The following is a 22,534-nucleotide window of genomic DNA, read 5'->3' on the forward strand; positions in this document are numbered from 1 at the left end:
CTTAACACTCCTCCTGTATGCTGCTGTTAGGGTACCATCTCCCTGAAAATTTATTACCCTACACCATTCCGAGGCCTTTGCCTCGGTTTTTTTTATCTCTATTTTTCGTTCATAATGAAATTTTTCTCCGCTTAAGTTTTAGTTTTCGGCCAAAAAAGTACGCTCCCTTCGCGAGAGCTCGTCCCTGAACTCGCGCTCAGACCGGCCCATCCTGAGCCGGGAACATTCTTTTTATAGTTATAAATTTCTCATGATATGGAGAAGGAATTTTTATTTTTTTATCTAATTATATATTTGGAGAAGATTGTATATGAATGAAATAATATGAGGGGGGCAAATTACAAAGATGAAATTATTACGAGTAAACCTGACCGAGATGGAGATAACCGAGGAAAAGCTGCCGGAAAAGTTCAGGCGCAAAGGCGGCCGGGGTTTGACTTCGGAAATGGTACTGGATGAGGTCGATCCGGAAGCACATCCGCTGGGCAAAAATAACAAGCTGGTGTTCGCACCCGGCATGGTAACCGGAACTTCAGCACCTTCTTCCGGACGGATCTCTGTGGGCGGCAAGTCACCGCTTACGGGCGGCATCAAGGAATCCAACGCCGGAACACCCTTTGCTCAGAGCCTGGGCCGATCGGGATATAAGGCTATAATAGTTGAAGGTAAGCCAGAGGACAGCGAGGCACGTTGTATTCTGGAGATAACTTCGCAAGGTGCCGAGCTGAAAAGTGCCGATGAGCTCGAAGAACTGGAGACCAGCGAGACGATGGAGAAACTTCTGGAAAGCTATGACGATCATAACTTCTGTCTGGTCGGACCTGCCGGCGAGTGGAAGATGTCGATGGCGGGTATCTGCTTTAATGATCCCGAATATCGAGCCAGCCGGTATTCAGGCCGCGGTGGACTGGGAGCTGTTATGGGTTCTAAAGGCCTTAAAGCCATAGTGCTGGAAAAGAGGATTCAGGATGTCGAGCTTGCTGATGAGGATCTTTTCCGTCAGGGACAGCGAAAGCTGGCCGAAGGCCTGCGTGAACATGATGTTACAAAGCCAGGCGGAACGCTGAACAGCTACGGCACAGCCGCTTTGATCAACGTGCTCAATCAGGCCGGCGGACTGCCCACCAATAACTTCTCTTCTGGCGAGTTCGACGGAGCAGAAGCTACCTCCGGCGAGAAGCTGGCCGAAATTGTAAATGAACGAGGTGGCGAAGGTGAGATGGGCCATTCCTGTCACCCCGGCTGCGTGATTCAGTGTTCCAATGTCTATCCCGACGTAGATGGTGAAGAAAAGGTTTCCTGTGTTGAATATGAGTCCGATTGGTCGCTGGGTGCCAACCTGGGTATAGATGATCTCGATCAAATAGCCGAAATGATCAAGATATGCAACGAAGTAGGTGTCGATACCATAGAGGCAGGCGTAACCCTGGGTGTGGCCATGGAAGCCGGGGTTGTCGAGTTCGGCGACGGCGAGGGCGCCATAGAGCTGCTGGAAGAGATTCGCAAAAACTCAGCTATGGGCCGTATACTCGGTAACGGAGCCGAATTCGCCGGCAAAGCCTATGGAGTAACTCAGGTGCCGACAGTCAAGGGTCAGGGCATGCCTGCTTACGAACCGCGGGCGGTCAAAGGCATCGGCATTACCTATATGACCACGCCTATGGGTGCCGATCACACCGCCGGTTATACGATAGCACCGGAAATTCTTTCGGTCGGCGGCGAGGTCGATCCGCTCAAAGCCGAAGGCAAGGCCGAGCTCTCCCGGGCCTTTCAGGCTACAACTGCTTTTGTGGACAGCTCCGGTTACTGTCTTTTCACCACCTTCGCTCTGCTGGACGATGATAATGCCATGGAAGGCATGGTCGATACAGTAAACGGAGTGCTGGGCACAGATTACACCGTGGAGGAAATAGTCGAAGAGGGCAAGGAGATTCTGAAAAAAGAGCGCGAATTCAACCTCAAGGCCGGTTTCAGCAAATCCGACGACAGGCCGCCTGAATTCATGCGCGAGGAAGAGCTTCCTCCCCACAACGAGATTTTCGATGTACCCGATGAAGAGCTTGATAAAGTCTGGGATTTTTAAAACCGCTCAATAATAAAGAGAATTGACTCTCAAAAACGGGCTGCCCTGTGAGGGGCAGCCTTAACTAATTTATAAAAGCCCAAAAAATTTTTTCTTGATTGGCAAAATTTTTTGAGAATTTTCTTTGCAGAAATTATGTAATTCTGGTAAAATAGAAACTGCTGGACACAAATTATGATCTTGAGATAATTATATTATGGAGGGAGTGTTATGGAGGTATCGGTTAAGTTTTATGCAACTTTGAGAGATCATTTGACTCAATCAAAGCGTCAGGAGTTAGAAGAAAAAGGTGAATTAAATATCGAAATTGAACCCGGAAATACAGTCGGTGACTTACTTGCTCGCATGAATATACCGGAAGAAGAGGTAAAAATGATTTTTGTAGATAATCGACGTCAAAAACCTGATTACTCTCTGCAGTCCGGAGATAATGTGGCAGTCTTTCCGCCTATAGCTGGAGGTTAATAATTTAATGACCCAACTAAATGTTAGCAAGCGACATCTAAAAAATAAAAAAGAGATCGAAAAGATTATAGATGCCAGAGATTACGTAATTGAGAAAAAGAATAAAGGTATTATGTTTCATGAAGCCAGGCCTGATATAAAGAAGATTTATATTGAAGTATCCACGCGATGCAATTTAAACTGTATCACCTGCATCAGGCATTCCTGGTCTTTAGAGCACAAAGACATGAGTTTAGAACTCTTTGAAGAATTAGTTCAACAGCTGGATACATTTTCCAATCTAAAAAAAGTCGTGATAGGCGGATTGGGAGAACCTTTTATGAATCCTGACATAATGAAAATGACCGAACTAATTAAAAATAAAGGATATGAAGTCAAGATCACCACAAATGGTATGTTATTAAACAGGTCAATTTTCGAAAAACTTGTTTCTTTAAACGTGGATGAGCTGGTTATCTCGATAGATAGTTTTCAGGAAGAGGAATTTGAAAATATAAGAAAAGGGGGAGAGTTGAAAGAGCTGAAGGAGAAACTCCTGCAGCTGAAAGATATTAAAGAAGAAGAGGAAACAATCTTCCCGCGGGTTAGTATGGAATTTGTTTTAATGGAAAGCAATAGAGACCAGCTTAATCTGCTCAGCGAAAAAGCCAGGGATCTGGGAGTTTTAAATATTCTGGTCACCAATTTGCTTCCATACAGAGAAAAAATGACCGATGAAATACTTTATGGCCAGGGGGAGGAAGAACTCGATCTTCCCATTAAATTTTGGAGCACCCCCATTGAAGGCCTATCAACTATGTGCACCATGGATATGCCTGATATGAACTGGAATGCTGATAGACAGTGTGATTTTATAAATGCAGATGCCTGTGTTATAACTGTGGAGGGAGAGGTTGCTCCCTGTTATGCTTTGATGCATTCTTACACATATTACATCTTCGGCAGGGAGAAAATTGTAAAATCACATAGCTTTGGCAGCATCAGAGAAGAATCACTGGAGGGCATATGGACTTCTCCTGACTATGTAAAATTTAGGGACAGGGTTAGAGAATATTCTTTTCCTTCCTATCAGGACTGCAAAATAAATGACAATTGTAGTTATGCCAGGGAAAATCAGGACTGCTGGGGAAATATACCATCCTGTGCTGATTGCCTGTGGGCGCAGAGCATAGTCAGATGTCCCTAATTGAGATTTAAGCCTTGAGGAGGTTGAAGGAATTTGCCTAAAATAATCGACACTCATGTGCACGTCACTCCCCCACAGATCATAAAAAACGAAGAGAAATACTGCCAAAAAGACGAATATTTTGATCTTTTATGCAGCAATCCTAAAAATGAATTTGTGACTTATGATGAATTAGCAAGAAAAATGGAAAAAGAGATAATTGATAGGGCGGTTATTTTTGGTTTCGCCTTTGAGAAGCAGGAGTTATGCAGAGAAGTGAATGATTATGTTATTGCAGCTGTAAATGAGCATCCGGATAAATTCATCGGATTTTGCGTGGTCAATCCCGCAGAGGAAGGGGTATTAAAAGAGCTTCAAAGATGCAAAAATAATGGAATTCAAGGAATTGGAGAACTATTTCCCGCAGGCCAAAAATTCGATCTGAGCTCAAAAAAAGACATGGAGCCTATCTGCAGATTTGCCCGCAGGTCACAATGGCCCATTCTCATTCATCTAAATGAACCGGTTGGGCATGATTATGCAGGTAAAACTGACATAACTCTGGAAGAGGGCTCAGATTTGGCCAATAACTTTCCAGAAAATGAATTTATTTTCGCTCACTGGGGCGGAGGTTTGCCTTTTTATGAGCTCATGCCCGAGCTGAAAGATTCGCTATCCAATATTTATTATGATACAGCCGCCAGCCCTTTTTTGTATGAGGAAAGTATATATAACGTAATGAAAGAAATAAATATACTTGATAAAATTTTGCTGGCGACTGATTATCCCCTGCTGTCCGCTGACAGGTATCTGCAGGAGATAAACAAAACTGATTTAGATAAAGAGGAAAAAAAGATGATATTGCATAAAAACGCAGAAAAACTGCTGGATTTATGAAGCAATATGGAAGAAAATTTAATTAAGAGAGGAAAATGATCATGTATTATTATTATCAAAAGAACAGACTCGATAATTTAATCAAACATAGAGTAGAGAGAGGTCTTACTCAGCAGGATATGGCTGATTATCTGGGAATGGGTCGTTCGACCTATCAGAGAAAAGAGTATGGTGAAAATCAATTCTTGCTTAATGAATCTATTATTTTAATGCTGTTTTTCGGTGAACCCTTTATGGATCTGTTTGGAGATTTATTTGAAAGTTTTGCGAGAATGGAAGTAGATAAGAATAGTTAAAAGGGAACTTAAAAGGTTCTTCCTGTCTTCAGCTGGTAAATAGATGTGTCAAAAAATTGCGCTTCCTTCGCGAGAGCTCGTTCCTGAGCTCACTACGTTTTATATCTTCCAGCTATTATTATCATGATAGTGATCTTATACGATATCTATCAACTGATAACAAGAGGAACCACTTAAAATAAGTTTATTGTTGTGTTATACTTACTTTCAGTGGACAGACGTTTTTGTATTTTACAAAATAAGCAATTCAGTTATCTGGGAGGTAATCCTGTTTGGGCTGCAGTACTACAATGCTGGGAATCATTATAGGTTTTTTCGTTGCCAATTTCCCCGGAGCTATATTCGGCGGATTGCTCGGTTATGTGATGGAAAATAAGCTGGGAAATAAAACCAGGACCGGGGGAAAGGGTTATTATTCCAATAATAGCAGACAGGGCATAAAGCGAGAAGCGGTGTTAAAAAATTTATTTGCCCTGCTGGCCAAATATAGCCAGGCAGATGGTCAGGTTACCAGAGCAGAAATAAGAATAATAGATGAGTTTATCGAGAAAAAGCTCCATCTTACCGGGCGAGATCGTAAAATGGCCATAAATTATTTCGATGAAGCAAAAAGAAGCGGTAAATCTTTCTCATTTTACGCCGAAAAGTTCGCCGGACTCATAAATTATGATCAAAACCTTCTCTCTCAGCTTCTCGAGCTTCTGCAGAGAATCGGAAAAGCTGAAGGTAAGATGAGCTCTGAGCAGCAGGAATTGATAGATAGAGCTAAAAAGATATTTAGAGTCTCCCGCAGAAACTATGCTGCCCAGAGCAAAGATAAAGAATTGAGAGAAGCTTATCGCACGCTGGATCTCGATCCTGAAGTCAACCTTAAAAAAGTTAAAAAGAGATATAGGGAGATGGCCAAAAAATACCATCCTGATCGGGCTATTGCCGAGGACATGCCTGAAGAATTTGTCGAGATGGCCAAAGAAAAATTTTCCGAAATCAAAGATGCCTACGAATTAATAATGGAGATAGAGGGAAATTAGTTTATCCTATCAACCTCTGCATGCTCCTGACTCATCTCGACGTATTCTTCAATTCTTTCTTTCATTTTTCCTCTTTCTTCGGCTGTGATATCCCTGACCACTTTTCCCGGGGTTCCGAGCACCAGGCTGTTTTGTGGTATTTTTTTGCCTTCAGGCACAACAGTTCCGGCTCCAATAATACTTCCGGAGCCTATTTTGGCTTCATTCATAATTTTAGCTCCCATCCCGATCAAACAATTTTCTTCGATATGGCATCCATGCAAAACAGAGTTATGCCCCACTGTCACACGCGATTCTATGATAGCCGGGATTTCGTAGTAACAATGGACAGTCGAATTATCCTGAATATTTGATTCGCTGCCTATGATAATTTCATTTAAATCCGCTCTGATGACGGTATTGTACCAGACAGAGGAATTATTTTTGAGCTTCACATCCCCTATAATATGGGCTCCTGGAGCTATAAATACGTTATGTTCTTCTGCGGGTTTTTTGCCATTAAATTCATATTTCACGATTCACATCTCCTTTTATTTGTTTTATTTGCCTGAGTGATGATAATCCTATATAATGATAACATGAATTAAGGTCGGTGATAAAGTTTGAATGGAGACGGTGAGGAGATAACAATCTTTGGAGGGACCTTTGATCCGATACACATGGGTCATCTGATTATAGCTGAACAGACGAGAGAACAGTTCGGTCTTTCTTCGGTGCTTTTTATCCCGGCTGGAGATCCTCCACATAAAACCAGGAAAAATCTTTCTTCCGCCGATATACGATACGATATGACCGAATTGGCCATAGATTCCAATGAGAAGTTCGAAATAACAGCGCTGGAAATAGACAGAGAAGGCCCCTCTTTTACTGCTCAAACCATCGCAGAATTTATACATACCGGAAAGAGAGTTTCTGTGATAATGGGCGCTGATTCTCTGGCGGAAATTTTTCTATGGAGAGATCCCGAGTATATTTTAAAAAATTCCCGTCTTCTGGTGGCCCAAAGACCGGGTTATAATATAGAGGTTATAAAAAATCACCCGCTGTATCGTAAATATAATACAGACATTCGCAAAATAGAGACAGGATACCTGGATATCTCCTCTTCCAGGATTAGAAAGAGGGTTAAAGAAAAGAGAACTATTAAGTATTTGGTGCCAGAAAAGGTTAGAGAGTTAATACTGAAAGAGAGGCTTTATCAAGGCGATGCTCGATAATAATAAATTACTGGTAAAAGTAAAAAAATGTCTGGATGAAAAAAGATTTAATCACTCTTTGAGCACAGCCGAGATGGCCCAAAAACTGGCTGAAGAATATTCCTATGATACTGAAAAAGCTTACCAGGCTGGCCTTCTGCATGATATTTGCAGGGGATGTTCTCTCTCCCGGCTCGAACTCTGGATTTCAGAGAGTCGCTGGCAGCTGGATATCTGGGAAAAACAGGTCCCCGCTTTAATTCACTCGCCCGCCTCTGCCGCCAGGGCGGAAAAGGAATTCGGTATTAATGACAGCGAACTTTTGGAAGCTGTTAGATACCATTCGATAGGATATGATGGCATGAGCAGGCTTACTTCGATAATTTTTTTGGCTGATAAGATAGATTCCTCCCGCAGCTATCCAGGTGTTGAAAGTGCAAGGAAAGCGGCCTTCCGCAGCCTTGATGAAGGTCTGATGAAGGTCTGCCGAAACACCATCGGATATCTGCTGGAAAATGATGTTTTGATCCATCCCAATACCCTTATTTTGAGAAATTCGTTATTGAGGAGGAAGGAGGCAGATGAATAGATTACAGGAACTCACCAGAAAACACTGGATTTTAATCGCTGCAGCTGTATTTTTTTTCGCTGTAGGATTGTTTTTTGGAAGCTCATTTAATTCAAATTTAACTTCTGCTGAAAATAATCCTTTCACCAGCTCCCGGGTTAATCTACTCATTTCAGGATACGATACCGATCATCACGGCATCAGCAGAACAGATGCGATGATGGTTGTCAGTATAGATCCGGAAAAAGAGGATATGAGCATAGTTTCTGTCCCCCGGGATTCCCGGGTCAATATTCCCGATCGGGGAATAAATAAGGCAAATTCAGCCTACGCTTTTGGTGGAATAGATCTGACAATTGAAACTCTGGAAAGCCTATTAAAAATACCGATTGATTATTATGTAAATCTCGATTTTCAGGGGTTTGTAAGTGTTGTAGATGCTATAGGAGGAGTTGAAATTGAAATAGAACAGAGGATGGAATACCAGGATGAAGCCGGTAATCTGCATATAAATTTCGAACCCGGGAAAAAAACTCTGGATGGAGAAGAAGCTCTTGAATACGTTCGTTTTCGAGAACCAGCCAGAGGAGATATAGGCAGAATAAATCGCCAGCAAAAATTTGTCCGGGCAGTTCTGCAGAGAGTATCACGTCCGGGTATTGTATTTGATACGCCAGAAATTTTAAACGAGGGATTAAATTCAATTTATACAGATATGGATATTACAGAAGCTATTTCTCTATCGAGAATTATCATGAACTTAGAACTGGATGAAGTTGAAACCCTGAAATTACCCGGTCGTCCGGAATATATCGATGGGGTCAGCTACTGGGTTATAGATGAAGCAGAGAAAAACGAGTTAATTGAAGACCACTTTCGCTGTGAGGATCAGAGGGAAAATCAAAATATTGATCTTCACATACTAAACGGAACTGGAACTCCCGGCCTGGCAGGAGATGTTGCTCGCGAAATGGAGAAATTTGGATTTAATATAAACAGTATCGGCAACTCCGATAGTTTTGACCATACAGATACAGAAGTCTTTTTTACAGACGAGGCCGATAGAGATACTGCTCGAGAAATTGCTGAATATCTGCAGGGCAAGCCGGTAATTTTGAGCTCGGACGCCGAAGATGCTGATTATCCGGCTGGAGAAGGCCAGATTATAATAATTTTAGGAAAAAATTCTCTCGAATCAGATAAAATATAGGAGGGTGATCATATTTGAAAGCCGAAAATTCTGCCAGAGAAAAAGCGCTTAAAATAGCCGAAATAGCTGAGGACAAAAAGGCTGATGGCATTGTGGTTCTCGAAGTTATAAAAATGACTCCCATTGCTGACTTTTTTGTGATATGCAGCGGCAGCAGCGAGAAACAGGTGGATGCTATAGCCAGAGAGATCGAAGATGAAATGGCGGAACAGGAAATAATGCCCTACAGAATGGCGGGAAGAGATCAATCGCGCTGGAAGCTGCTCGATTATGAGGATGTAATTGTTCACGTCTTTCATTCTGAGGAAAGAAGATTTTATAATCTGGAGAGATTATGGGCGGATGCTGAAAAAATTCTGGAGGAAAACTCAGAACAGGTTTGAGCCGGGTTTTCTTTAAAATTAATGAGCTGACTTGACAAATTAAACGAGCCTTTTTATAATCTAATTAGCCTCTCAAAATAAAAATGCCAAAGGCCTGGAGGGAAAGCAGTAAACCGATATATTGTCCAAATTGTCCCGGTTGAACTCGTTCCTGAGCTCGGGAAAATGAAACCTTCACCAGTAGTTTTCCCGCGTCTGACTGCGTTAAAGTTATGAGTGGGTTTTTTATTGCTTTTGGTCAGTCCGAATCATCTTATGCTGAGGCCAAGCTGGGTGGTACCACGGGTAACTTCTTCTCGTCCTGGTTACGAGGAGATTTTTTTATTTGATAGTCACAATTACGAAAGGGGAGAATAAGGTATGTCCTTTGAATATAATTTTACCCAGATCGAAGAGAAATGGCAGAAAGAATGGGAAGGTAAAAGCCTTTATGAGACATCTGAAGATTCTCAGGCCGAAAGTTTTTATGCTCTGGAGATGTTCCCCTATCCCTCCGGAAGACTCCATATGGGACATGTTAGAGTGTATTCTATCGGCGATGTCATGGCCCGCTTTAAAAGGATGAGAGGATATAATGTGCTTCATCCCATGGGCTGGGATGCTTTCGGACTTCCAGCTGAAAATGCTGCTATCGAGCACGGAAATATCCATCCTCACGATTGGACCTGGGATAATATCGATCAGATGAAAAAACAGCTTAAAAGCATGGGGTTGAGCTACGACTGGAACAGAGAACTGGCAACTGCCAGTCCGGAGTATTACAGGTGGACTCAATGGCTGTTTTTGCAGATGTATAAAAACGATTTGGCGTACAAGAAAAAATCTGCTGTCAACTGGTGTCCCAGCTGTGAAACTGTTCTGGCTAATGAGCAGGTCGTAGATGGAGAATGTGAGAGATGTGAAGCAGCAGTCGAAGATAAAGAGCTGGCCCAATGGTTTTTGAGGATCACTGATTACGCTGATCAGCTTATTGATGACCATGAGTTGCTGGAAAAGTGGCCGGACAGAGTCAAGGAAATGCAAAAAAATTGGATCGGCCGCAGTAAAGGATTGAGGATCAACTTCCCTGTTAAAGGGTTTGAAGAGGAATTGGAAGTATTTACTACCCGTCCTGACACAATTTATGGTGCAACCTATATGGTTTTGGCTCCTGAACATCCCCTTGTAGAGGACATTTTAGACAGGTCTGAGAATCAGGAGGATATTAAGGCGCGAGTAGAAGAGATGAAGGAACAGCAGGAAGAGGAAAGAACTTCGCCAAAATCAGAAAAGATAGGTGTCGACACCGGATTTAAAGCCATTAATCCTCTCAGCGGCGAAGAAATTCCGGTTTACATAGCCAACTTTGTGCTGATGGAATACGGTACTGGAGCTATAATGGCTGTTCCCGGTCATGACCAGCGAGATTATGATTTTGCCAAAAAATATGGTTTAAATATCCGTCAGGTAATAAAACCCGAAGCCGAAGATATAGAGGTCGATCTGGAAGAGGAAGCATTTACTGAAGAAGGAGTCCTGATCAATTCGGATAAATATTCGGGGCTGACCTCAAAAGAGGCATTTGCCGAGATGGCCAGAGATCTGGAGGAGGCCGGTCTGGGACAGGAAGAGGTCAATTATCGCCTCAAAGATTGGCTTATTTCCCGGCAGCGCTACTGGGGTGCTCCCATCCCCATAGTTTACTGTGATGAATGCGGCCGGGTTCCGGTTCCCGAGAAAGAGCTGCCTGTTGAGCTGCCCTACGAAGTTGAGCTGGAAGCGGGAGGAGAATCCCCCCTCAGCAGAAACAAAGATTTTCTCCATACAGATTGTCCGGAATGCGGCCAGGAAGCCAGGCGCGAGACTGATACCATGGATACATTTGTTGATTCATCCTGGTACTTTTTGCGCTATCTGGATGCTGGAAATGAAGAAGTTCCCTTTCAGAAAGATAAAGTTAATGAATGGTGCCCGGTAGATGTTTATGTCGGCGGTGTCGAACATGCCATATTACATCTCCTATATGCCCGCTTTTTTACCAAGGTTGTCAGAGATCTGGAGCTTGCCGATGTAGATGAGCCCTTCGACCATTATCTGGCCCAGGGGATGGTATTAAAAGATGGAGCTAAAATGTCAAAATCGCGGGGCAATGTGGTCGATCCTCTCGATATGCTCTCAGAATTTGGAGCAGATGCTACCAGAATGTTCATATTATTTGCCGCACCGCCCAAAAAAGATCTGGAGTGGAGTCATGAAGGTATCGAGGGCCTTTATCGCTTTATCAAAAGGGTCTGGAGGCTCGTTAAGGAGAATAAAGATATCTTAAACGGAGAATCAGCTCCCGTTTCTGACGATCAGCTGACGGCGGAAAATTTAGAAGGTGAAGATAGAGATATCCTGCGATTCATGCATAAATCTATAAAAAAGGTTACCGAAGATGTATCCGAAAGGCAGACTTTCAATACCGCCATCAGCGCTATCATGGAGCTGACCAATGAAATTAGCGATTATATTTCAGACCGGTCGCCGGAGCATATCAACGGCTCCTTGTTCAGAAAATCCGTAGAGAATTTGCTTTTGCTGCTGGCACCTTTCGCCCCTCACGTGACAGAGGAACTTTGGACCGAACTCGGGAATGAATTCAGCATTCACGAACAGAGCTGGCCGCATTACAGGGAGTCCGCGCTGGAAAAAGATGAACTGGAGATAGCGATCCAGATCAATGGTCAGGTTAGAGACCATATGATGATACCGGCGGAGATAGAAGAGGACAAACTAAAAGAAAAGGTTCTGAACAGAGATAAAGTTCAAAAGTATGTCGATAATGATGAGGTCAAAAAGATCATAGTTGTTCCAGAAAAACTGGTTAATGTGGTAGTCTGAATTAATTTTTGGCTCAAGAAGATCCTAATTTCTCTGCCCGAATAGGGGGTGATGAGCTCATGCAGGAACTGGGCAAAGTAATCGAAGCACAGGGGAGCAGAGCCACAGTTCAAATTCAGCGCAGTTCCGCCTGTAAAAGCTGTGAGCACAGCTGTGGTTTTGCCGGAGAAATAAGCGAGATCGATCAAATTGAGGTAGATGTTGCCAATCCTGTAGGTGCACAGCCAGGCGATACAGTAGCTCTGGAGATGGGAGCAAAGCAGATTTTTTTGGCTTCGATCTCTATATACCTGATCCCCCCTATTTTTCTTATCCTGGGTTATTTTGTTTTTAGTTTTTTAGGAAATGCATATCTGGGCTGGGAAGGCGAGCTTTTCGGTATACTGGGAGCTTCACTCTCATTCCTCACTTCTATCATGGTGCTGCGGCTGATAGATAATAAAGCTGGATCGAGCAGAGAGTTCGATCCTGAAATAACCGCCGTTGTTAACCCTGAAGACGATGAGGAATGTCTATAAATCGTGGGGGTTGATAAAGATCACAGACAAAAACGAAATACTCAGAAAACTTCCTGCTGTGGATAAAATCCTTGAGTGGAAAGGAATCATTCAGCTGATAGATAAATATAATCGTGCGCTTGTAAAAAAATCGATCAGAGAAGTTCTGGAGGATTTCCGAGAAACACTTCTCACAAAAATCCAGGAAGAAAGCGCGCAGGAGGCTAAGAATTATCTGGATGAGCTGCAGCTCGAGGACAGGATAGTTGCCCTGGTAGAAAATAGGCTTGACGGAAAGTCCCGACCGGCTCTGGCTCCAGCCGTAAATGCCACAGGAGTTATAGTGCATACAAACCTGGGCCGATCTCTGCTTTCGCAGAAAGCCAGGGACATGATCGAAAGAACTGGCTCTCATTACTCCACTCTCGAGATAGACAGAGAAAGCGGTGAAAGAGGTTCTCGTTACAGCAATGTAACCGAGCTCTTATGCCAGCTGACGGGAGCTGAATCAGCCCTGGTCGTCAATAATAATGCTGCAGCAGTTATGCTGGCTCTTGCTACATTTGCTGGAGACGGAGAGGTTGTAATTTCGCGAGGAGAGCTGGTAGAAATAGGCGGATCATTTCGGATTCCCGACGTGATGAAGCAGAGCGGAGCCGAGCTTGTGGAGGTAGGCACAACCAATCGCGTTTATATTGAAGATTACGAAAACGCAATAAATGAAAGGACTTCTCTTCTGCTCAAAGTTCACACCAGCAACTATAAAATTATGGGCTTCACCAGCGACGTGTCAATAGATAAACTCTCAAAACTGGGAGATAAGCACGAGCTGCCCGTACTCGATGATCTCGGCAGCGGGGTCATGTTCGATATGCGGGATCTGGGTCTGGGTTATGAGCCCACACTTAAAGAAAGGGTGGATTCTGGCGGCGATATCATCACCTGCAGCGGCGATAAGATTTTAGGAGGCCCTCAGGCTGGTATAATACTGGGCAGAGAAAATTTGATCGAAAAAATGAAGCAGAATCCTCTCACCCGGGCTATCCGGGTTGATAAATTAACTCTGGCAGGACTTGAGGGAACTTTAAAATCATATTACAGTAAAGAAAAGGCTCTGGCAGAAATTCCCACTCTTAAAATGATCAATCTGGATTCGGATGAACTCAGAGATAGGGCCTATAAGCTTTCCTCCCGTTTGAAAGACATCTTTACCGATTTTCAAAAGAAGATTGAGATAAAGATATCCGAAGGAAAATCGCGGGTGGGGGGCGGTGCCTACCCCCTGACAGAAATCCCCTCCTGGACGGTGGTGATTTCATTTCCCGGTTTTGATGGAGCGGCGGAAAAAGCTGCTCGAAAAATGCGCATGTCCTATCCGCCGGTTTTTTGTCGTATCTCCGATAATAGTCTCATATTCGACGTGAGAACCCTGCTTGAGGGTGATATCGATAAAATTGCCCGGGCTGCCTCCGGATTGGAGGTCGAAAATATTGAGCGAATCTAACGGTCAGGCTGAAAGCGTTAAAAACATCATTATTGGAACCGCAGGTCACATCGACCACGGTAAAACCACTCTTATTTCCGCCCTAACAGGGGAGGATACCGACAGATTAAAAGAGGAAAAAGAGCGGGGAATATCTATAGATCTGGGTTTTACCGACCTGAAGCTATCTGAGAGCATCAGAGCTGGAATAATAGATGCGCCCGGTCATGAGAAATTCGTCAAAAATATGCTGGCTGGAGCCGGGGGAGTGGATCTGGCTCTGCTGGTCATAGCGGCCGACGAAGGGGTGATGCCCCAGACAAGAGAGCACCTTGCTATCCTCGAGCTGCTTTCTGTGGAAAGAGGGGTAATTGCCGTCAGCAAAACAGATACAGTTGATGATGAGTGGCTCGAACTGGTGGTTTCCGATATACGAGACCAGCTCCAGGATAGTTTTTTGGCCGAAGCCCCTCTGGTAAAGGTTTCTGGCGTAGAAAAACAGGGGCTCGATCAGTTGAAGAATAAACTTCTCGAACAGGCGGAAAAAATACCGGCCAAGGATGCGGAAAGCAGCACCTATATGCCGGTCGACAGAGTATTTACCCTGAAGGGTTATGGAACGATAGTTACAGGAACTCTTTTCAGCGGGACTCTCAAAACAGGAGAGAATTTATCGCTCTTTCCGCGGGAAAAGGAGGTTAGAATCAGGAGCCTCCAGGTGCACAATGAACAGAGAGATACCGCTCTACCCGGAGAGAGGGTGGGGGTTAATCTGGCCGGTATCGACCGCGGTGAAGTGGAGAGAGGAGATGTTCTGGCCGAACCCGGCAGTTTGACTTCTACCCGTTTTATCGATTGCCGGCTAAATCTACTGCCATCCGCCCCCTTAATACTCGAGCACGGAACCAGAATAAGATTTCATATTGGAGCCAGAGAGGTAATAGGTCGGGCCTATATGATCGATAAGGAAGAGATTTTCCCGGGAGAATCCGGCCTGGTCCAGTATCGCCTGGAAGAAAAGGTTGTTGCCCGTCATCTGGAGGACTACGTTGTCAGAAGATATTCTCCGGTAACAACAATTGGGGGGGGAGAAGTGATAGAGAGCAATCCTCCTCGCAGAAAGAAACTTGATGAAGAAGCTGCCAGAGAGCTGGAGATCAAAGAGCAGGGAAGTCCGGCAGAGAGACTGACATTACATCTTGAACTGAGTGAAGCACCTCTTTCCCGATCAGAGATAAAAAAGGAATTAGGATTTTCTCAGACCAGGCTGAATGGTCTGCTGGAAAAACTGGAAAAAGAGAAAAGAATAGTGAGACTGGATCGATATCAGGATCCGCGCTGGATGGAGTTTTCTATCTATGAAGAATTGCGAGGGGAAATAGAAAGCAAACTGTCTGATTACCACAGCAGATATCCTCTGCGCCGGGGTGTGAGCAGGGCTGAACTTCGGAGTCAAATTTCATACAGGGCAAACATCAATGAACTCAGAGAGATAACTGAAATCATGGAAAAAGAAGGCCGATTGGATCTTGAAGATGAGTACATCTCACTGGATGGCTTTGAAGTTGAGTTTTTTGACGAAGCAGAAAAATTGAAGGAAAAAATACTGGAAGAATTCGAAAAAGATAAGTTCACTCCCCCGGATCGTCAGGACCTGGGAGAAAAATATGGGCAGGAATACGGGGAGAACCTGCTGAGCGAAGTAATAAATGCTTTAGAAGAAAAGAATGACCTCACAAGAGTTGCCGAAAACATCTATTTTTCCACTGAGGCCGTAAAACTTGCCCAAAAAAGACTCAGAGAATATCTGCAGGAAAACGAAAGCATCGAAGTGGCTGAATTTCGAGATATATTGAACAGCAGCCGCAAATACAGTCTTCCTCTTCTGGAGTATTTCGATCAAAAAGGCTTTACCATAAGAAAAGGAGATAAAAGATATCTTTCCGGGGAAAAAAGCCGGTGAAGAGAGTTATAAACTTTGAAACTTCGATAAACTGGAGATCTTATTATGGCTGAGGTTTTAATTCAACCACTTTATTTTAAATTAAAAAGCTACAGGAAATTCGCAGAAGATAGAGGGTTAAAATTTGAGATAGTCGACTTTGCCATACCCTATAATCTCGACGATGAGAGCCAGTTTTATCAGATATACAAAACTTATCAGCAAAACTGTCCGGATGAATTAATAGCTTCCTTTCATGGAGTCTTCAATGATATGAGGCTTGGGAGTGCGGATCCAAAAATCAGAGAAGTTGTAAAAAACCGCCTGGAGTTCAATTGTAAAACGGCCAGTAAACTGGGGGCCAATAGAATTATATTTCACACCAATTACATCCCCCAGATTAAACACGAAATGTACCGCGAACAGTGGCTGCAAGAAAATGCAAATTTTTTTGAAAGAATGATGAAAAAGTATGGCCTCGAAATTTTGCTCGAAAACGTATTCGACCGCTCTCCCGATCTGCTAAAGCGTCTGATTGGAAGAATAAATTCTCCCGATTTTGGCGTCTGTCTGGATACAGGTCATTTGAATCTTCATTCCCGGTCCCAAATATGGGAATGGATCACGGTCTTAAGGAATAATATCAAGGAAATTCATTACAGTGATAACCGGGGTGAGGTCGATTCTCACAGCGCGATAGGAACCGGCAATATAAACTGGCAGCGGCTGAATTTAGTTTTAAATAGATTCGATCTATCACCCTCGGTTGTTCTGGAGGTAGGGTTTGATGATCTGACTCCGATCAAAAGATCTCTGGCTTACCTTTCATCTGCTGGAATATATCCGCAGGTAAATTGATTCATATTATTCAGGGCAGCCGGTGTATGAGGAGGCAAAAATTTGTTTGAAGAGAAAAGAAGCAGAGAATTTCTCGATATTTTTAAAGAAATAGAACAGCACCTGCAGAGTGAGAGTGAAGTCTCCGGACATCAAAGCTTTCATAACCTGATCGATGAATTCAGGGAAAAACACAGTGTCATAGAATATTATTACGATCAGCTGCGTCATATCAGAAATGTCAGGAATTTGCTTGTACACAACCATGAATTTTATGCCGTACCCAACGAAAAATCACTGGAAGTGCTAAGAAAAATAAAAGATGTGATCAAAAACCCTCCTTCGGTAATACCACTTTTTAAAAAGGAAGTTTTAACAGCATCAGCAGATGGTTTTTTGATCGAAGCTACCAGGAAGATGAGAGAAAATAATTTTTCTCAGGTTCCAGTCATCGACAGCAACGATCATATAATAGATCTTTTAACCAGCAACAGTATAGCCAGATGGCTCGGGTCTTTGAATGACAATGACAGCATCGAAGTATCTGCAGGTAATGTCAGGGTTAAAGATGTACTGGAGTATAGAGAAGGTCACTGCCGATACGAAATTGTCGACAGGAGAACTTCTGTGGTTGAGGTGCTCAATCTTTTCAAAGAAGCCAATAAAAGAGGAGAGAGGCTTGAGGCAATTATAATTACCGATGAGGGAAATAAAGGGGGAGCTCAGGAAGGAATAATAACCGGGTCTGATGTCACCAGCATATATGATAATATCGACGTGAGTCTCTCGACCTAAACCATAGAGTAGATCGATTTTCTTTGCTGATTTTTATATAAAAGGTTCTCCTCCTAAACAGCTGATAGGAAGAAGATCCAGATAAAATTTCAGAATACGACTTTAAGCACTTGTAATGTCTTCACTTCAGTGATATCATTAAGATACAATGCTCACATTGTTGATGAAATAAATCATATAATTTTACTTCGCCATATTTTTTAAAATTAATTTTGTGAATATTTTTAATAAATTATGACGTCATGAGCATAAGGAGAGGGAGGTGGATACAATCAAAGTTTATTATCCAGAAGAATTGAGCGGTGTGCTCGACATTCCCCATTCAGAGATAGTGGATCTTTTGGAATCGGGAGAGCTGGGAGGAAAGAAAGTTTTAAATCATTGGAGAATATCGGAAAGAGACATATGCGAATTTTTGGAAAACAAAAATAAAGAAATAAATTATACTGTAGGCTGGAGAGGCTGACCGGCAAAGCAAAATATAATTTTGGCTGATCGGAGTGAGATGTTCTGATGAAATTCTTTACATCGTCAGGCATATATATTATAATAAAATGCGGTGAAAAGTTATATTGCGGGAATGGCTGAGCCCATGGTGGGCTCCACGGACTTCAAATCCGTTGGCGGGTCGGCTGACCGGCCCGCGGTGGGTTCGATTCCCACACATTCCCGCCATTTATATTTTTCAGCAATAACATATTGTCTTATCTGCTTTTGCTCCAACCCCGGATTTCCGGACATTTCTCAAGCTTTATTAACCTTTTTATAAGGGCTGTACTCGCTGTTATTCAAACAGACGGCACACCTTTCATCGAAATTTTCACATGATTTTTTGAGATGACAATTATAATTTCCCAAAACGATCACCTCCATAAATTTTCTAGATACAATATTAACAGTTTTAGAGATAGAAGTAAGTTACATATTTTACTCTCCGAATAATATTGCCTTTAAAGCTGAATGTTTAGTTTGTATTTTGAAAAATAGATCGGGCTGTCGACACAGCATGTTTTATGTTTTCAGGAGGTGTATCGCTTCCCAGGCTGCAGAAATATATTGTAAGATGGGTTAATTCTTCGGACAGAGCGATATATCTTTTTAGTCTTTGCCGTATCTGCTGGCCATCACCTCTATTTAAAAGCCGGGCTGAGATGCCTAATGTTAGATGCATCTTCTGGTCTTTCACATAATCTTTCAAAAGGGAAAGGTCAATCTGGTTGAGGTCAGGGTCCTGAACGCGCAGGTGCTCACCATGAGGAGATACTTCTCTTTTCAACTCCAGAAAATCCTCCAGGTTTTTAACACTCGCTTCCCCCCACCAGTTTACTATTCCGACACCTGATCCCACTTCTTTTTTGAGCAGTTCAACATAGGGCAGCACAAACTCTTCCAGCATTTCGGTGCTCAGATTGGGAGGAGAAGCCAGGGCATCTGCCCCCAGATATATTTCTGCTCCGGGAAATTTCTCCTTCTGAAGTGAAAGCCAGGGGAGCAAAACTCTCTCTGTCAAAACTTCGAGAAAAACATGAACAGGATCGGGTCTGGAAATCATTGAAGTAAGCAGTTTTTCAAAATCAATCAATCTGGCTGCCAGCGTGAACGGAGCTGTAAACTGAAGATAGGGTATTGAACCGGTTTTTTCTATGAAGATTTCCGTAGCTTCCAGAACATAGGCAAATCTATCCCGGTTTCTTAAATCATCAGGTGAGTATTTAGGTATGATTTCTTTAACCTGCGAAAGATCCTCTATCAGATTTGCCTCGCTCTGCTGGGGGGCCTGATTTTGAAGAAAATGTATTTTTTTGCCCAATGCTTCAGCCTCGACGTTGTATACATCATAGCCCAGCACAGGCAGATCAAATCCATATCTATTCTGTACTGTCAGGATTGCTTCGACCAGTTTTTCAGGATTTTGATAAACCTCATGTCCATCATTATCAGTAATCTCAAGAGCATGTTCATGCATTTGAGCTGTAAGAGTAAAATCCTGCGACCTGTGAATTTTTGACTGCAGTTCTGGCATCTGTGACCCAGCCTTCCTTTTTCTATAATTATATCGACCAAATAATAATAATTATTGTTTGCGTGGCTTAAATATTTATGATAATATGTTTTTAGGATAAAATTGTATTCTACATAAAATACTACAGGAGGTTAGATAAATATGAAGATGATGAAAGGTGTGCTATTGGCCTTAACTCCAGTAACTTTATATGCTTTGTATAGTTACAGAATGTCCGCTTTTATACTCATAGCAGCTTCTATCATAGCGGCAGTGGCTTCAGAAGCAATCTATCAAAAGCTGACCGGTCAGCCGCTTAAGATAAGCAATTACAGTGGAGTGGTTACAGGTCTGCTTTTTGCTTTTACGCTTTCGCCCTCCACCCCGGTTTATGCAGCAGTTATCTCTGTAGCCTTCGGGGTGATTGTCGGCAAAGAAATATTTGGAGGATTTGCTCGAAATCTATTCAATCCGGCTTTATTGGGCAGACTGTTTTTGATTTTTGCTTTTCCCGCAGCCCTGTCCCCCTGGAGATCCAGGGTTGATCTTTCCAGTACTGCCACCCCCCTTACCAATTTCTGGGATACAGGAGAAATGGCAGCCTCCGGAGATGCTTTTTTAGGACTGGTCTCAGGAAGCCTGGGCGAACTTTCCGCCCTTTTAATTCTGGCTGGAGGAGCCTATATCATTTATAAAAAGTATGCTCGCTGGCGAATTCCCGCCTCCATACTGGCAACTGTAGCTGTCTTTGCTCTGGTGATGGGCCATAATCCAATTTTTCATCTCTTTACTGGCAGTGTTATGATAGGATCTTTCTTTTATGCTACCGATCCCATGACCTCTCCCCGTTATCCGAAAGGGCAGATTGTTTTTGGGATTGGCATAGGTTTGATAATCATGAGTATGAGGTTCTGGGGCTGGCTGCCTGAAGGGGTGGCCTTCGGAATACTGGTGATGAATATCTTCGTTCCTTATCTCGATAGTGCTTTCAAGCCTGCTCGCTAAAGATTTAATGTCAGGCTAATATTTCGGGAGGTGTAAAAATTGACAGAAGCTACCCTCTGGAGGGTGATCACCCTTGCTATCGGTATGTTAATAGTCGGATTTGTAACCTATTCGGTTAAAACCAAACAGGATGAAGAAAATGATACATCTGTCAAAAAAGAGGCCAAAAAAACAGCAATAAAAGGTTCGGTTATCTTCTCAGTTCTTTACATGGTGATTGTGCTGGGAGCTGCCGGTTAAAGGTAAATAAAGGGTATTAATGGGGCAACAACAAATCAACCCGCCGGATTCTAAAGCTGCAGTTAATCCGGCGGGTTTTTTGCCTGCAACAGATCATAAAAAGAATTTAATCGGCCGATCAGATGTCTTTATCTCATCTGGCGCAGCCTGGTAATCCTGTCCTCGGTGGGAGGATGGCTGCTGAAAAGTTTGCTTATGCCCTCGCTGGACAGCGGATTTAAAATAAACATATGAGATGTTGCTTCGTTAACCTCCATATTTTCTCCGCCGCTTTTCATGTATCTCTCCATTTTTTCCAGAGCACTGGCCAGCCCATCCGGCCTGCCCGATATCTCGGCAGCCCGAGCATCCGCTTTGTATTCCCTTGTTCTCGAGATGGCCATTTTCACTATTATCGCCGCCAGGGGAGCAAATATCAAAGCGGCAATCTGCAGCAGCGCTCCCGCTCCTTTGTTTCTCCTCCCGAACAGCATCCTGTATCTGCCCAGCCGGGCAATAAAGGCCAGAGCACCAGCCATCACGGCTGCCAGAGTGCTAATCAGCGTATCGCGATTCTTTATATGAGACAGTTCATGCGCAATAACGCCTTCAAGCTCCTCCTTATCAAGCATGTCCATTATACCTTCGGTCAGGGCTATGGCTGCTTTATTGGGGCTGCGGCCGGTAGCAAAAGCATTGGGCTGATTGGAAGGCGTAATATAAACGTCCGGTTTGGGAAGGTCAGCTTTTCTGCTCAGATCCTCAATCATTCTGTGCAAATTCGGCGCCTTTTCTTTGGGAAGAGGCTTAGATTTAGTCATCTTTATAGCAATCCTGTCACTGTACCAGTAGCTGATAAAATTGAGCACAAGAGCAAATATGAAAGCTGTAAACAGTCCGCCTTCTCCAGCTATAGCTCCGCCCAGAATTATGAAAATCACTGTGAGCAGAGTCATCAAGAGAAAAGTTTTAAATCTGTACATTTTTTCATCACCCCTTTATAAAACGATACACTTATCTTCAAAGCGATTTGCCTATCTTAATTTTAACTTATCTTTACCATCAGTGCAAGCAGATATAATCAGCAGCTCATTATAATTGAAATTATATTCTCAATTTAAGTTATTATTAAAAAAATTTAGTTCTTTATTTCTTTTTAGGCAGGAATCTTTTCAACTGTAGATAATTATATAATTGAAGCTGCAGCCCTCCCTACAGAGCTTAAACATAAGGGACAGATAAATTTTTTTTACAGGCAACTAAATAACACACAAAATTAAAGGAGGTTTTTTCATGGAAGTACTGAAAGTAGCAGCAGATTCCAGTCCTAATTCTGTGGCAGGCGCTCTTGCAGGTGTTCTTCGCGAAGAGGGAGCAGCAGAACTGCAGGCTATAGGGGCCGGAGCTATTAATCAAGCGGTTAAGGCGATCGCTATAGCCAGGGGGTTTGTGGCGCCTTCCGGAATGGATTTGATCTGCATTCCAGCTTTTACTGATATCGAAATAGACGGAGAGGAAAGAACTGCCATTAAATTTATAGTCGAGCCCCGATAATTAATGGCGTTGATATTTTGCTGCTAAATCATTTTCAGAAAATC

Annotated in this window: 23 protein-coding genes and 1 tRNA gene; 21 read left to right on the top strand and 3 right to left on the bottom strand. The window is 43.0% G+C overall.

The window, feature by feature from the left end; translation table 11 throughout:
* The first annotated feature begins 346 nt into the window (after window positions 1-346).
* The 6 genes from BLT15_RS11615 to BLT15_RS11640 all read left to right on the top strand — a co-directional run bounded on the left by BLT15_RS11615 (window position 347) and on the right by BLT15_RS11640 (window position 5,937).
* The gene (locus BLT15_RS11615) at window positions 347-2,083 is read left to right on the top strand and encodes an aldehyde ferredoxin oxidoreductase family protein (protein WP_089761956.1); all 1,737 of its coding nucleotides are present in this window, start codon (window positions 347-349) and stop codon (window positions 2,081-2,083) included.
* Window positions 2,084-2,293: 210 nt separating this feature from the next.
* Window positions 2,294-2,548 (top strand): MoaD/ThiS family protein, encoded by a 255-nt coding sequence (locus BLT15_RS11620; protein WP_089761958.1) that lies wholly within the window; start codon window positions 2,294-2,296, stop codon window positions 2,546-2,548.
* A gap of 7 nt (window positions 2,549-2,555) precedes the next feature.
* Window positions 2,556-3,734: a tungsten cofactor oxidoreductase radical SAM maturase gene (locus BLT15_RS11625; RefSeq protein WP_089761960.1), complete on the top strand. Its 1,179-nt coding sequence runs from the start codon at window positions 2,556-2,558 to the stop codon at window positions 3,732-3,734.
* Between the two features lie 33 nt (window positions 3,735-3,767).
* Window positions 3,768-4,610 carry an amidohydrolase family protein gene (locus BLT15_RS11630; protein ID WP_089761963.1) on the top strand — a complete coding sequence of 281 codons (843 nt, stop codon included), beginning with the start codon at window positions 3,768-3,770 and terminating at the stop codon, window positions 4,608-4,610.
* 35 nt (window positions 4,611-4,645) lie between these two features.
* Complete coding sequence (locus BLT15_RS11635) at window positions 4,646-4,906, top strand: helix-turn-helix transcriptional regulator (protein WP_089761965.1); 261 nt, start codon at window positions 4,646-4,648, stop codon at window positions 4,904-4,906.
* A 272-nt stretch (window positions 4,907-5,178) separates the two neighbouring features.
* A complete protein-coding gene (locus BLT15_RS11640) occupies window positions 5,179-5,937 on the top strand; it encodes a TerB family tellurite resistance protein (RefSeq protein ID WP_089761968.1) in 759 nt (252 codons plus the stop codon).
* Here BLT15_RS11640 and BLT15_RS11645 read toward each other — a convergent pair.
* A complete protein-coding gene (locus BLT15_RS11645; protein ID WP_089761970.1) occupies window positions 5,934-6,452 on the bottom strand; it encodes a gamma carbonic anhydrase family protein in 519 nt (172 codons plus the stop codon). The two genes, BLT15_RS11640 and BLT15_RS11645, sit on opposite strands and share 4 nt — an antisense overlap.
* An 87-nt stretch (window positions 6,453-6,539) precedes the next feature.
* Here BLT15_RS11645 and nadD point away from each other — a divergent pair, with 87 nt between their 5' ends.
* The 12 genes from nadD to BLT15_RS11705 all read left to right on the top strand — a co-directional run bounded on the left by nadD (window position 6,540) and on the right by BLT15_RS11705 (window position 18,385).
* On the top strand, window positions 6,540-7,154 hold the full coding sequence (nadD, locus tag BLT15_RS11650; protein WP_143423085.1) for a nicotinate-nucleotide adenylyltransferase: 615 nt from the start codon (window positions 6,540-6,542) through the stop codon (window positions 7,152-7,154).
* Window positions 7,144-7,722, top strand: coding sequence for a bis(5'-nucleosyl)-tetraphosphatase (symmetrical) YqeK (yqeK, locus tag BLT15_RS11655; RefSeq protein WP_089761975.1), 579 nt, complete (start codon window positions 7,144-7,146; stop codon window positions 7,720-7,722). The genes nadD and yqeK overlap by 11 nt, the downstream gene beginning before the upstream one ends.
* Window positions 7,715-8,911: an LCP family protein gene (locus tag BLT15_RS11660; RefSeq protein ID WP_089761978.1), complete on the top strand. Its 1,197-nt coding sequence runs from the start codon at window positions 7,715-7,717 to the stop codon at window positions 8,909-8,911. The genes yqeK and BLT15_RS11660 overlap by 8 nt, the downstream gene beginning before the upstream one ends.
* Window positions 8,912-8,925: 14 nt before the next feature.
* Window positions 8,926-9,294, top strand: coding sequence for a ribosome silencing factor (gene rsfS / locus BLT15_RS11665; RefSeq protein ID WP_200769765.1), 369 nt, complete (start codon window positions 8,926-8,928; stop codon window positions 9,292-9,294).
* A gap of 360 nt (window positions 9,295-9,654) precedes the next feature.
* On the top strand, window positions 9,655-12,156 hold the full coding sequence (gene leuS, locus BLT15_RS11670) for a leucine--tRNA ligase (protein WP_089761981.1): 2,502 nt from the start codon (window positions 9,655-9,657) through the stop codon (window positions 12,154-12,156).
* A gap of 59 nt (window positions 12,157-12,215) precedes the next feature.
* Entirely contained in the window at window positions 12,216-12,674 is a 459-nt protein-coding gene (locus BLT15_RS11675; protein ID WP_089761984.1) for a SoxR reducing system RseC family protein, read from the top strand.
* A gap of 10 nt (window positions 12,675-12,684) precedes the next feature.
* Window positions 12,685-14,157 carry an L-seryl-tRNA(Sec) selenium transferase gene (gene selA, locus BLT15_RS11680; RefSeq protein ID WP_234985613.1) on the top strand — a complete coding sequence of 491 codons (1,473 nt, stop codon included), beginning with the start codon at window positions 12,685-12,687 and terminating at the stop codon, window positions 14,155-14,157.
* Window positions 14,144-16,099, top strand: coding sequence for a selenocysteine-specific translation elongation factor (gene selB, locus BLT15_RS11685; protein ID WP_089761989.1), 1,956 nt, complete (start codon window positions 14,144-14,146; stop codon window positions 16,097-16,099). The genes selA and selB overlap by 14 nt, the downstream gene beginning before the upstream one ends.
* 45 nt (window positions 16,100-16,144) lie before the next feature.
* Window positions 16,145-16,936, top strand: a complete 792-nt coding sequence (locus tag BLT15_RS11690; RefSeq protein WP_089761991.1) for a sugar phosphate isomerase/epimerase family protein — start codon at window positions 16,145-16,147, stop codon at window positions 16,934-16,936.
* A 42-nt stretch (window positions 16,937-16,978) separates the two neighbouring features.
* Complete coding sequence (locus BLT15_RS11695; protein WP_089761994.1) at window positions 16,979-17,710, top strand: CBS domain-containing protein; 732 nt, start codon at window positions 16,979-16,981, stop codon at window positions 17,708-17,710.
* A gap of 262 nt (window positions 17,711-17,972) precedes the next feature.
* Window positions 17,973-18,176: a helix-turn-helix domain-containing protein gene (locus BLT15_RS11700; protein WP_089761996.1), complete on the top strand. Its 204-nt coding sequence runs from the start codon at window positions 17,973-17,975 to the stop codon at window positions 18,174-18,176.
* 110 nt (window positions 18,177-18,286) lie between these two features.
* Window positions 18,287-18,385, top strand: a tRNA-Sec gene (locus BLT15_RS11705).
* Window positions 18,386-18,674: 289 nt separating this feature from the next.
* Here BLT15_RS11705 and BLT15_RS11710 read toward each other — a convergent pair.
* Window positions 18,675-19,733 (bottom strand): uroporphyrinogen decarboxylase family protein, encoded by a 1,059-nt coding sequence (locus tag BLT15_RS11710; RefSeq protein WP_089761999.1) that lies wholly within the window; start codon window positions 19,731-19,733, stop codon window positions 18,675-18,677.
* 141 nt (window positions 19,734-19,874) lie between these two features.
* Between BLT15_RS11710 and BLT15_RS11715 the strand changes: the two genes are divergently transcribed.
* Together BLT15_RS11715 and BLT15_RS11720 are read left to right on the top strand one after the other, a co-directional pair.
* Window positions 19,875-20,717, top strand: coding sequence for an RnfABCDGE type electron transport complex subunit D (locus tag BLT15_RS11715; RefSeq protein ID WP_089762001.1), 843 nt, complete (start codon window positions 19,875-19,877; stop codon window positions 20,715-20,717).
* Between the two features lie 39 nt (window positions 20,718-20,756).
* Entirely contained in the window at window positions 20,757-20,957 is a 201-nt protein-coding gene (locus tag BLT15_RS11720) for a hypothetical protein (RefSeq protein ID WP_089762003.1), read from the top strand.
* 128 nt (window positions 20,958-21,085) lie between these two features.
* Here BLT15_RS11720 and BLT15_RS11725 read toward each other — a convergent pair whose 3' ends face one another.
* Window positions 21,086-21,919: a zinc metalloprotease HtpX gene (locus BLT15_RS11725; protein ID WP_089762006.1), complete on the bottom strand. Its 834-nt coding sequence runs from the start codon at window positions 21,917-21,919 to the stop codon at window positions 21,086-21,088.
* Between the two features lie 310 nt (window positions 21,920-22,229).
* On the opposite strand from BLT15_RS11725, the gene BLT15_RS11730 reads away from it, so the two are divergent.
* On the top strand, window positions 22,230-22,490 hold the full coding sequence (locus BLT15_RS11730; protein ID WP_089762008.1) for a stage V sporulation protein S: 261 nt from the start codon (window positions 22,230-22,232) through the stop codon (window positions 22,488-22,490).
* Window positions 22,491-22,534: the final 44 nt, after the last annotated feature.

This window comes from Halarsenatibacter silvermanii (genome assembly GCF_900103135.1).
Lineage (GTDB): Bacteria > Bacillota > Halanaerobiia > Halanaerobiales > Halarsenatibacteraceae > Halarsenatibacter > Halarsenatibacter silvermanii.